We start from the raw sequence: 12,577 nt of genomic DNA, 5'->3' as shown, positions 1-12,577 counted from the left end.
CCACACCTCTACCAAAATAAAGGGCTATCCCAAGCAGTCATTTCATGACTTTGGGACAGCCCTTATTCCAATTAACATTCGCTTCGCCCAGGCTTATGCCTACTCCACCCGCTCCGCTTACTGCACCTTCTCGCGGTCCTTGCCCTTATCGGATTCCCCGGCGTTCTTGTTCGCGGCCTCGCGGTCCTGCATCATTTCGTCCACCGTCTTCACCTTCAGCCGGGCAGCGCCTTCGTTGTCCGCCTTCGTCGGGATCAGATCACCGGAAGCGAGGCGCTCCTTAGCTTCCGCAATGGCTGCGCTGTACTGCGGCAGCCACTGTTCTCCGGCCACCAGCATCTCGTCAACCATCTGCCAGATCTCCTTCGGATTGCAGACGGCACCGACCAGCGGGTCCATCATGAACGCCTGGCGCAGCAGCTTGTCGTCACCATGCACAGCCGCTTCCACCGCCAGTCGCTGCACGGAGATGCTGACGTTACAGACTGCCGCAAGGCCCAGCGGCAGGTCGCCGACCAGCGGCATCGAAATGCCGTTGCGGTCCACGTAGCCCGGCGCTTCAATAATAGCATCAGCCGGCAGATTGGAGATGACACCGTTATTCACCACGTTAAAATGTCCCCGGTAGACGCGTCCGGTCTCCAGTCCTTCAATAATGAACGAGCCATGCTCCTCGCCGCGCTTCTCCGGGCTATACTCCATCGCCGGGTCCTTCATCCAGTTTGGAAAGTCTGTCTCGAACCAGTTGCGGCCTTCGGTACAGATCCGCAGGTAGCCGCCCGTCTCGCCGTTAATCCATACCCCCATATCGATCCAGTCCATGATCTCCTCGGGGCGCTTGCGGTACCACGGAACGTATTCGCTTAAATGGCCGTTCGACTCTGTACTGTAATAGCCGAAGCGGCGTAGCATATCAATCCGCACCTTCTCCGTGCGGCTGTAATCCGGATGCTTCTCAAACGCCTCCAGCAGGCCGGCGGTCAGATCCTTGCCTTCATGCTTGGCGGAGATATACCAGGTCTGGTGATTGATACCCGCGCATATAATATCCACCTGCGACTTCTCCAGGCCATACACCTGGGCGATCTGCTGATGTCCATGCTGTACACCATGGCAGAGCCCGATCGTCCGCACACCGCCGTATTTATTGCAAGCCCAGGTCAGCATCGCCATCGGATTCGAGTAGTTCAGCAGCAGCACATCCGGCGCAGCCATCTCGCGGATATCACGGCAGATCTCCAGCATCTCCGCAATCCCGCGCTGCCCGTACATAATCCCGCCTGCACACAGCGTATCTCCTACACACTGATCCACGCCATACTTCAGCGGAATATCCACATCGGTGGCGAAGGCCTCCAGGCCCCCCACACGAATAGTACAAAATACGTACTTGGCATCCTTGAGCGCTTCCCTGCGGTCCGTGGTGGCAGAGATGGTGATATCCAGACCATTCTCCTTAATATCCCGCTGGCACAGCTCGGTGACCATATCCAGGTTATGGCTGTTTATATCCATGAAGGAAACTTCAATATTACGGAATTCCGGCACAGTCAGCAGGTCGCGCAGCAGTCCGCGGGTGAAACCGATACTGCCTGCCCCGATAAAGGTTACTTTAAAAGACATAATAATCATCCTCCGGCAATGAATTATTGACTCCTGTCCATTGTAGCAAGGAGGCTGCCGGAAGCGTAACCAATATCATGACCATTTTGCAGATAACCTGTCAACAATCCTAACCTTATGTGCAGAATAACAAGCCCGGAATGGACACGCAGCTATTCTTCACTCCAATAATGGCGTTCGATAGAGTTGCGGTATTCGATAGGAGTGCAGCCTGAATACTTCTTGAATAGCAAATGAAAATACTGCCTGCTGCTGATCCCCACATAGTCGGCAATCTCCGCTACCGGAATCTCGCCCTGTCCCAGCAGCATCCTCGCCTTCTCCATACGCAGCTGGTTCAGGTAGTCCGTCAGGGTCTGCCCAGTATGCGTCCGGAAGATGCGGTGCAGATAGCCCGGGTGAACATTCACAGAGAGCGCGACTTCCTTAACCTGGATGCTCCGGTCATAATTCTGGTGCAGGAACTCGATGGCCCGCCGCACGTAGAGCTGTGAAGGCTGCTGGCTGGACGGGAGCGACTCCATGCGCAGCCGGGCCAGACGCAGCAGCAGCTCCGCGAAAAGCAGATGCACCATACTGCTCCCCTTCCGCCCGCGTTGATCCAGCTCCAGCACCAGCGCTTTTAGCACATGGAACACCTCCTCCTGATCTGACAACACCAGACTGTCGAACGGATGCCGCAGCAGCTCTGCCAGCACCTCCTCCTCCCGGGCCAAGCTGCCGATGGAAGGAACTACGCCCCCGTATTCGGTAAAAGCAAATTCCACATTCAACATCCGGCACGAGGAGCCCTCCTCCACGATCAGCCGGTGCGGCACCTCCGCATCCAGCAGAATCATCTCTCCCCGCTTCAGCCGGAAGGGTGTATCGCCGCCCGTTTCATCCCGCACCTCCACCACGCAGCTGCCAGAGATAAGATACATGATCTCCGTAGAATTGTGATGATGGTAAGCCATCGTGTAATTGCTCCATTGCTTGTAGTAGTAAGCCAGAAAGTGCGGGCTATAATCCCTCTCCAGCAATCCCTGCTCAAAAAGACTCCCGTTCATCTCCGCCACACCGCCCGCCTCCCCTCTGCCATTATCGATAGCACAAGTGTATCGCTTGATCGCAGGCAGGACAAGCAGCGGGGTGACCCCCTCTACCATCCACAAGTCTACGCTCCGGCCCACGCACCTCTCGCCAGCTGATTGTGATCGGTTTTCCGATTACATTCCGCCCACGCACCCCTCGCCAGCCAATTGTGATCGGTTTTCCGATTACATTCCCCCCCATGCACCCCTCGCCTGCCAATTATGATCGGTTTTCCGATTACATTCCGTCCACGTACCCCTCGCCAGCCAATTGTGATCGGTTTTTCGATTACATTCCGCCCACGCACCTCTCGCCAACCGATTGTGATCGGTTTTCCGATTACATTCCGCCCACCGCTTCCTAGCCTGCTTACGCCATACATACCCAGGCTTCCCCGCGCAAAAAACAAGAGCAGAAGGCCCGCGCCCTCTGCTCCCGTTCATCATCCTCAGTGGATTCTTGTCAATATTCCATTCACCAGACTATACACCCCGCCGCCCTCTATCTCTTCGGGCTGTCCATTCAGCAGGTAGATGCCGGTCTCTTCGTCAATGCCGTAATTCGGCAGCTCGCCGAGGGTACGGACCGCTGTCCGTAAATGCTCCTCCTCATCCCACTGGGTGAAATGAACGGATAGCAGCAGGTCAGGAATCAGATTGAGGCCCTTGCGGTGTTTGAATTGTCTGCTCTCATTATCCTTGGCGGAAATTACACAGCGCTCCGGGCTAATCAAGGCTCCTGCCGAGAATCCCGCGACCGGTATTCCGGACTCATAACGCTGCCGGATCACCTCACCGATAGGGGTATCCACAATGAGGTCGGCATACAGATCCGTATCCCCGCCCCCGATGACGATCCCGCCGCAGGTCCTGAGACTCTCTATAGCAGTACTCACCTGAGTCGATTTCAGCGGCAGATAACAGAATTCGGCTATCCCCGCGTCAGCCAGCGGCTGCATGCAAGCAGCCATATAGTCCGGCCAGTCTTCCCCTTCTTCAAATAACACAGCGACAGGTTCTGCGGCTGCTGTCATCGTGCTTACGAACCTCCGTGCCAGTCCACGGGTAAACGGCGGACCGCCCCCGTTCAGAAATAAATGCTTGTCCATGACATCACCTTCAGTATTCAGGATATCCTGCATCTAACCTCATCCATCTTATAGAAAAGCCCAGGCTCCCGCAATATGCTTCCTCACCCGCTCCCCTCATCCTTTTGTCCCTTTAGCCCTGAAAAGAAATCATCGACTGCTTCAGCTGCTCCGCCAGCTCCTCCAGCCTGTGCGACAGGGCGACCAGCTCCCTGCTGACCGTGAATTGCTGTGAGGACATAGACGCTACCTCTTCCGTAGAGGCGCTGGTCTGCTGCACTACCGAAATCACACTCGCCATGGATTGTCCCAGCTGCTGCTGGTATTCAGCCAGTTCGGAGACTGCCGCCGAGGATTGGTTCAGAACTCCGCTGAACACCTCCATCTCGGCCCTTACACTCCCGAAGATGAGCGAGGATTCCCGGACCGAGGCCAGCTGGCTGTCAAACATCGGCGCAGCCTCACTCACAACCTTGACCGTATTCTCGATATGGCCGCTGATCTCCTCGGTAATCCGGGAGACGGAGGCAATCGACTCGCTCGATTGATTGGCCAGCCCTCTGATCTCATTGGCAATGACAATGAAGCCTCTTCCGGCGGCACCGGCGCGCACGGCTTCAATCGATGCGTTCAGCGCCAGAATATTCGTCTGCTTATTCATCGCAATCATCGGGGAGAGGATGCTGCGGATCAGCACCGTGCTGTCGCGCAGCATGGCTGAATTCTCTTGAATCAGGTCCATCAGCTTCAGCACACCCTCGCTCTGCGATACCAGCTTCTTCATCCGCTCCGCTCCCTGGTCACTGACCTCCATCACCTTCTCTGCGGATGCTGCCATAACTGCATTGTTCTCTGCTACTTCGCTAGTCTTGCCGCCCATCAGCTCTACTTTGGCATTGCTGCTCTCGGCCTCGGCTGCCAGACTGGCCGCCCCCCCGGCGATTTCGCCGGTAGCAGTTGCGACCTCACTGGCCTGACCGCTAATCGCACCGGAAGCGGCAACGAGCTGCTCTGAGGTCGCTAATACCTCCGCAGCCGAGTTGCTGCTCTGCCCGGCCAGCCGGGAGATCTGCTCCATCATCCGGTTGAAGCTGTAGCCCAGCCGCCCGATCTCATCCTGACCCTTGAAGCTGGTCCGTACCTGCAGATTGCCCCGCTCACCCTCTTCCATCAGCCGGGCCAGCTTGCCGAGAGGTCGGCCGATCAGCCGCACCAGGACATAGCCGATGACCAGACCAATTAGAGCGGCAGCCAAGACTACCAGCAAGGTAATATAGAGCAGCCGGTCGGCCGATCGGGTAAAATCACTCACCGGAGCGTAACCCATCAGCGTCCAGTCCGCCGTACTCAGCGGCTGGTAGACTACAAGCTGCGAACTCCCCTGCTCATCCCCGGCCGTGAAGGACCGCTTCCAGTCCTCCCCCTGGCGTGCTCCGGCCGGCTCTTGTCCCTCACTCTCCCGTTTCCCGGTCAGATCCGGCTCCTCACTCTTCCCCGCCGCAGGCAGCTTCTGCTCCTCCTTCTTCTGCACTCCGGTCTGTGCTCCGGCCTTCAACTCTCCGGTATGTATGTAAGAAGCCTGCCCGAGCAGTGCATCGTCAGCACTGTAGGCAACCCGGCCCGAAAAATCGAGGATGCGAATCTCCCCACCCAGCCCGATATGCAGGTTGGACAGCACATCCGTCAGCGCCTGGCCCTTCACCTCGATTAGCATGTAATACTCTGCCGCCGGGTTCTGAATATTCCGCAGCAGACGGCCCATCGTCATAGCAGACTGGCTGTACGCATCGAAGAAGCCTTTAGCCCGGACGGGGAACCAGACGGGATTGCCTTTAGCGTTATCGATCTCCTTCATCCGTGCAAGGATGCCCTCATCACTTCGTACACCGCTAATCCCCGTCGATTTGTAGGATTCGGCGTCCACCATGCTTCTTGCGACCAGCCGGACACCCAGCAGCCGCTCATCCGATCCTCTCACGGAGTCCAGCTTGCGGCGTATCCGGTCCTCTGCAGCCGCCCGCGCAACCGTACCGGCGGTTGGAAGATTAACCGTCTCCATGTCAGCCTTTAGCGCCGGATCTACAGCGAATTGCCTGGAGAGCGCTTCATATTCAGCGAACAGGAAATCCAGCTTGTCCGCCGCCTGGACAATGGACTGTGAGGAGGCAGCTGCCACCTCATCGGTAATGATCCCTTTTGCCGCATAATAGGAGGTTAAGCCCAGAACGGAGGACAACAGGACAATAGTACAGAACAGAATTACGAATAACTTGACGCCAACCGAGCTGAAATTAATGAATCGCCGCTGCCGCATTACATTCTCCCCTTATCATCCAGATCACGATTTCTCCACAAAAGAAAGGTGCAGCCCCTCAGAACTGCTTCAAGGCCGCACCCGTTATTCGTAGATACATTGTCTAATTGCTATTTCCTATCCCTTGCTTGCCCCCGCCGTCAGCCCGTCAACCAGCAGGCGCTGCAGGAAGCCGAACAGAATCATAATCGGTACGGAGATCAGCACGGCACCCGCCGCAAACAGCGTGAAGTTGGAATTCTGCATCGTATTGACCATATCCCACATCCCCACGGCAACCGTCCAGTTCTCCTTGGTCCGCAGAATCAGCTTGGCGAAGATGAAATCCACCCACGGGCCGACAAACAGGGTCAGCGCTATATAGGTGATCATTGGACGGGACAACGGCAGGATAATCCGGGTGAAAATCCCGAAGTTACTCGCCCCGTCAATCCGTGCGGCTTCGTCCAGCGAACGCGGAATCGTGTCCAGGAAGCCCTTGGCAATCAGCGTTCCACCAAGCGGCGCTCCGGCCGCATAGACGATAATCAGCGCCAGATGGGTATCCAGCAGATTGAACTCCTTCAGCAGCAGATAGATGGCAATCATGCTCATGAAGCCCGGGAACATCCCGAGAATCAGCAGTGTGGACATGGTAGTCTTACGGCTTTTGAACCGGAACCGGGATAAGGCATAGCTGGTCAACAGCGTCAGCACGACCCCGATCAGCATCGAGAACACCGCAATCTTAAGCGTATTCCCATACCAGGTTCCAAACATATAGACCGGTGAGGTGAACAGCTCCTTATAGTGGGCGAGGGTGAATGTCTCAGGAATCAGCGTCTTGCTGTACAGGGATTTACCCGGACGGAAGGATGCAAGCAGTATCCAGAGTGCCGGATAGATTGCAGCGACCGCCAGGGCAACGAGAACAATATAGCTTAAGCAGAGGCGAATAAAGTTCGCAGCTTTGCGTCCGATAATCATTGAATCATATCCTCCTCTTGGAACGATTTGGTCCGGCGGTAATTGTACAGGGAGAACCCGGCAACAATGATGAACAGAATGATGCCGATCGCAGACGCCATATTATTCTTGTTCTGATCCAGCGTCAGCTTATACAGCCAGGTAACGAGCAGATCCGTTGAACCCGCATACTGGTAGTTCCCGTTCACCGGGTTCCCTCCCGTCAGCAGGAAGATCGCATTGAAGTTGTTGATGTTACCGGCGAACTGCATAATCAGTGTAGGCGCGGTAGAGAACAGAATCATCGGCAGGGTGACGATGCGGAATTTCTGATAATTGGTCGCACCGTCCACCTCAGCCGCCTCATACATATCGCGCGGAATGGTAGTCAGCACTCCCATAATCAGCAGCATGGATACCGGGATACCCACCCACATGTTCACGACGATAACTGTCACTTTAGCCCAGAACGGATCAGTCAGCCAAGGCAGGCCGCCTAGTCCGAAGTAACCCAGGTACTGGTTGATCGGGCCGAACTGCCCGTTGAACAGGTTGCGCATCAAGAGGAGCGAGATCATCTGCGGAATGGCGTAAGGGATGATCAGGAGCATTCTCCACATGCCCTTGAAGCGGATACCTTTTTGGTTAATCAGCAGGGCAACCAGCATTCCGCCGAAATAAGTAGTTACAGTCGAAAGAACCGCCCAGATAATCGTCCAGGTAAGTACACCGTAAAAGGTATGGCTCCATGATTTCAGCACCAGCAGATTGCGGAAGGTCTCGAATCCAACCCAGTCTACAAGCTTGGCCGGAGGAATGTGGTTCGGTGCAGCATAGTTGGTAAAGGCCAGCATGATCATAAAGATGATCGGCATAATGGTGAAGAACAGAATCCCAAGTCCCGGGAGCAACAGGAAGCTCTGGGCGAATTTATAATCCAGAATATAACGTACGGATTGTTTAAATGTATGCGATGGACGGCCGTTTTCGCGTTCTGCTCCGATTTTATAGGCATCCCTAATATTCATGTACCAGACAATCAGGAATAACACAAAGAACAGCAGGGTAATCAGGCTTTCAATCAGAATGACGATGGAATGGTCCCCGGGAACCATTTTGGCAATCCCCTTGACCTTTTCCAGACGGCTTGGCGATTCCCCGAGTGTGGTGATCCCCCAGAAGGCTCTTCCCAGATTGCTAATGAAATAGATAAGTGCCACAGCTTCTACAGCTATGAACATAAGCCCTTTGATGAATTGGCGGTTATATATTTGTCCCAATCCCATAAAAATGGCCGACAGTATTCCAGCTCTCGCTTTGTGTCGCTGCATTTCCCTTCCGTTCTCCTCTCCGTGCGGAATTCAAGGAAACTGCCCGCCGCAGACTATGCGGCGGGCAACTCTAATTCCACGGTAAGCTGATGGTTGTGTAGTTTAGTAGTTACTGGGCAGAAGCCCCGTTGTTCAAGTCCTTAATTTGCTCTACAGCTTTGTCCATGGCTGCCTTCGGATCGGTATTGTTATCCCAGATGGCCGGAAGTGCTGCATTCACCGGGCTCCATACGTTCCCCATTTCAGGAATCGAAGGCATCGGCTGGGAGTTCTTCGCTTGTTCGGCAAAAGCGGATACGAACGGATCACCCGTAATCTGCGGGTCCTTCAAAGCTTCATTGTTCGTTGGTACGGAACCGATCAGCTTGTTAAGCGTCAGCTGCGAATCTTTGCCGGAAGCAAAGTGGGCATAGAGCTTAGCCGCATTCGGATATTGCGTGTAGGCGTTGACGGTAAAGATTTTGATCCCGGAGAAGGTAATGGCAGTTTTGCCGTCAATGGTAGGAACCGGAGCAATTCCCAGGTTGTCGCCCAGCGCTTCTTTATATCCGGCAAGCTCCCAAGGTCCTGTAATATCCATAGCTACATCCCCGCTGTTGAACAGACTGCGCTTAATGTCCGGGTTGATGTCACCGCTCTTAATCGGCAAGACTTCCTTCAGCTTCGCAAATTCAGTCAGACCTTTGATCGCACCTTCATTGTTGAGGCCGATGTCGTCCTTGTCGGTACCGTCTTTGCCGAACAGGTAGCCGCCGGTTGTGGCGATGAACGGATAGTTAAAGTACATATTGCCGACTTCCCACATAATGCCGTACCGGTTTTTGGCTTTATCGGTGAACGTTTTGCTGAAGGCAATAACGTCATCGAAGGATTTCGGAGCTTCTTTGACCAGAGACTTGTTATAGAACAGCGCATAGGTCTCTGCCGCTCTAGGATAGCCGTACAGCTCGCCGTCATAGGAAGAACCTACGATGGAAGCCTCCGTATTCTCCGCCTTGGTCTGTTCTGCAAAAATATCGTTTGGAAGCAGCAGGCTCGCGCTGGCCGCCTTGCCGAGATTATCATGAGGAATGACGATGACGTCCGCAGCCAGACCGGAAGGACCATCCTGGGTAAGCTTGCCGACTTGATCCGGCGGGGCAACCTCTTCGATTTTGATAGGTACGTTATACTTGGCAGTGAACTGCTTCGCGATTTCTTCGGCGAACTGTCTTTCTTCCTTACTCTCCCAGATCACTAGGGAAGCGCCTTCTTCAGGGACGATCTCACCCGCTGCCGGAGCGTTGTCGCTGCCAGCCCCTGCATTATCTGTAGCTGCCGCACTTTCCGCAGGCGCATTAGTTGCCGCTGCATTTCCCCCGGTATTGTTGTTGGAGCCGCACGCCGTAATTGAGATTGCCATGGAGCACGCTGCGGTGAGAACCATAAGTTTTTTGAGATCCATTCCTTTTAACCCCTCCTGTGTGTGTATATCACTTGATTTGACGATGATGCTTCTTTTGACTTGACGATGATGCTCCCCAATTTGCGCAAACGATTTCAGAGAATTCAAAAAAAATTCTGCTTTCTCCCATTGCCTCTTCCGAATACGTTATACCCGGTTTAGAAAGCGCTTCATTCCTGAATTCATAATACATCAGCAGGCTTGCAGTTGTAAAAACGTTTGCACATAGTTAAATCAATGAAATTAAGCCATTTAAAATGCATATCTTTAACTTTACTCTCTTTATCGCATGATTCCTTTAAATAACTTCGCTATACTTCAATTTCAAAATTTATTTCTGCATTTTTTGTCGTATTTAGACGGATTTTGTTGTATATTTGCTAAATATTATCAATTTACAGACTTTGGAAATCGGTTTCCCGTTGTTTATTCTTTGTGCAACTGTTTGTACAAACCTCTTGAACCTCATTTTGTTCCGTGCTATAATCCAAACCATCATGAAACACCCCATTCTTCACCAATCTAAAGGCACTGTTCCTTATCGGGTACAACCTCGGCGTAATCTAACCGGCGGTTGTGCCTCTTTGCCATGTGCAGAATCGGGTGCGTAATCTATATAAATTGAATAACTGGTTTTTATGTTTTGGGATTAGCCGTGACTCCAGAGAAGTTTTGGACTTCCAGCCGCTGTTGTATTTAGATTTCCTGATTAGAAACCGCTCTACGCGGTAGAAATCCAAATACAAAGGCGGGCGCTACCGCTCCTCCAGTTCCAAAATTCCCCTCCGCCACTTTTCCCTTAACCTTAAACATCTAAGTTCAATCTATATAGCCAAACTAAATCTAGGAGGAATTATTATGTTATTAGAAGCCGTGTATCATCGTCCCCGTCTGAACTGGTCGTATGCCTATGATCACAACACCATCCACCTGCGGCTGCGGGCCAAGAAGGGGGATCTGACGGAGGTTTTCGCCTGGGCGGGTGATAAATATGCCTGGGACACCACTAAGGAATTGATTCCGATGACCCTGTTCACTTCCGATGCGATGTTCGATTACTGGGAATGCGAATCGGTGCCGCTCTACCGCAGGCTGAAATACGGCTTCCTGCTGCAGCAGGGCCAGGACCGGATCTGGATGACAGAGAGTGATTTCCAAAAGGAGCGTCCCGCGAATCCCAACCGGCTGTTTGAATTCCCCTACATAAGCCGCGGTGATGTCTTCACGCCTCCGGCCTGGGTCAAGGATGCGGTGTTTTATCAGATTTTCCCGGAACGGTTCGCGAACGGCAATCCCGGCATAAGCCCTGCTAATGTGGAGCCTTGGGGCGGAACCCCCCGGCCGGATAATTTCTTCGGCGGAGATCTGGAGGGCGTCATTGATCATCTCGACCATCTGACGGAGCTGGGCATTACGGGCATTTATTTCACACCTGTCTTCACTGCCACCACCAATCACAAATATGACACGGAGGACTATATGCAGGTCGATCCGCATTTCGGTGATGTGGACACGCTGAAAAGATTGGTCGATGCTTGTCATGAGCGCGGCATCCGCGTGCTGCTGGACGCGGTCTTCAACCATGCGGGCCGTACCTTCGCCCCGTTCGTGGATGTGCTGGAGAAGGGTGAGGATTCGGAGTATAAGAACTGGTTCCATATCCGGGAATATCCGCTCCAGGTCGTGAACAATATTCCGACCTACGATGCCTTCGCCTTCGAGCCGCTGATGCCGAAGCTGAACACAGAGCATCCTGAGGTGAAGGAATATTTGCTGAAGGTCGCAGAGTATTGGATTAAGGAGGTCGGCATCGACGGCTGGCGTCTGGATGTGGCCAACGAGGTGGATCACGAATTCTGGCGTGATTTCCGCAAAGTGGTGAAGCGTGCCAACCCCGAGGCTTACATTCTGGGCGAGATCTGGCATGAATCAGCTCCTTGGCTGGAAGGCGACAAATTCGATGCCGTCATGAACTACCCGTTCACGGATGCGGTGCTTGACTTCTTCGTCTACGGAACGCTGGATGCGGAAGGCTTCGCCCATTCGATCGGCAGACAGCTGTCCCGTTACCCGCTCCAGGCCAGCGAGGTTGCCTTCAATCTGCTCGACAGCCATGATACTGCGCGGCTGCTGACTGTGGCAGAGGGTGATAAGAATGTCATGAAGCTGGCTGCGCTGTTCCAGTTCACCTTCATGGGCACGCCCTGCATTTACTACGGGGACGAGATCGGAATGGATGGCGGGGGAGACCCGGATTGCCGGAAATGCATGGAGTGGGACCCGGAGAAGCAGGACCGCGATTTGTTCAACTTTTACCGTAAGCTGATTGAGATCCGCGGCAGCCACCCGGCGCTGCGTACCGGACGTTTCACCTTCCTTGAAGCCGGAGCCGGGGGCAGTAAGCTGGCCTACGAGCGCAGTCTGGACGATGATCTGATCATCGTGCTGATCAATACGGAGGAGACGGTGCAGACCTTCCGGCTGGATGTTCAGGAACGCAATTGGGAGAATCTCTGGACCGGCGAAGCGCTCCGCGCCGAACGAGGCAAGCTGTCACTGCGGCTGCCGGCATACGGCTTCGCTGTACTTCAGGCCCAGATGTCCTAAGGTATTGTCAGGTATAAATTTATGGATTGGATCTGCTGTATACGCTTGAACGAGGGCAAATGTACGAACTACAATAGCGTCCGATTTAACGGCCAATTCGGAGGTTTCTAGTGTACGAAATGCAATTGGTTAGTCAACGTATGCTCCAAACA

8 protein-coding genes are annotated in these 12,577 nt (G+C 53.8%); 1 reads left to right on the top strand and 7 read right to left on the bottom strand.

The features are described 5' to 3' along the window. Window positions 1–117: 117 nt before the first annotated feature. The 7 genes from NST04_RS32235 to NST04_RS32205 form a co-directional block, all read right to left on the bottom strand. Entirely contained in the window at window positions 118–1,623 is a 1,506-nt protein-coding gene (locus NST04_RS32235) for an alpha-glucosidase/alpha-galactosidase (RefSeq protein WP_341187859.1), read from the bottom strand. A gap of 152 nt (window positions 1,624–1,775) precedes the next feature. Then, a complete protein-coding gene (locus NST04_RS32230; RefSeq protein ID WP_341188123.1) occupies window positions 1,776–2,672 on the bottom strand; it encodes an AraC family transcriptional regulator in 897 nt (298 codons plus the stop codon). 473 nt (window positions 2,673–3,145) lie between these two features. Next, window positions 3,146–3,805, bottom strand: a complete 660-nt coding sequence (locus NST04_RS32225) for a Type 1 glutamine amidotransferase-like domain-containing protein (protein WP_341187858.1) — start codon at window positions 3,803–3,805, stop codon at window positions 3,146–3,148. Window positions 3,806–3,917: 112 nt separating this feature from the next. Beyond that, window positions 3,918–6,098, bottom strand: a complete 2,181-nt coding sequence (locus NST04_RS32220) for a methyl-accepting chemotaxis protein (RefSeq protein WP_341187857.1) — start codon at window positions 6,096–6,098, stop codon at window positions 3,918–3,920. A gap of 117 nt (window positions 6,099–6,215) precedes the next feature. Further along, the gene (locus NST04_RS32215; RefSeq protein ID WP_341020010.1) at window positions 6,216–7,064 is read right to left on the bottom strand and encodes a sugar ABC transporter permease; all 849 of its coding nucleotides are present in this window, start codon (window positions 7,062–7,064) and stop codon (window positions 6,216–6,218) included. Then, window positions 7,061–8,374, bottom strand: a complete 1,314-nt coding sequence (locus NST04_RS32210; protein WP_341187856.1) for a sugar ABC transporter permease — start codon at window positions 8,372–8,374, stop codon at window positions 7,061–7,063. Before NST04_RS32210 ends, NST04_RS32215 begins: the two co-directional genes overlap by 4 nt. 109 nt (window positions 8,375–8,483) lie before the next feature. After that, window positions 8,484–9,818 (bottom strand): sugar ABC transporter substrate-binding protein, encoded by a 1,335-nt coding sequence (locus NST04_RS32205; protein ID WP_341187855.1) that lies wholly within the window; start codon window positions 9,816–9,818, stop codon window positions 8,484–8,486. Between the two features lie 858 nt (window positions 9,819–10,676). Between NST04_RS32205 and NST04_RS32200 the strand changes: the two genes are divergently transcribed. After that, entirely contained in the window at window positions 10,677–12,425 is a 1,749-nt protein-coding gene (locus NST04_RS32200; RefSeq protein ID WP_341187854.1) for an alpha-glycosidase, read from the top strand. The last annotated feature ends 152 nt before the right edge of the window (window positions 12,426–12,577 follow it).

The sequence above is a fragment of the Paenibacillus sp. FSL H7-0756 genome (assembly GCF_038006765.1).
GTDB lineage: Bacteria > Bacillota > Bacilli > Paenibacillales > Paenibacillaceae > Paenibacillus_AQ.
This window is presented reverse-complemented; position numbering and strand designations above follow the sequence as displayed.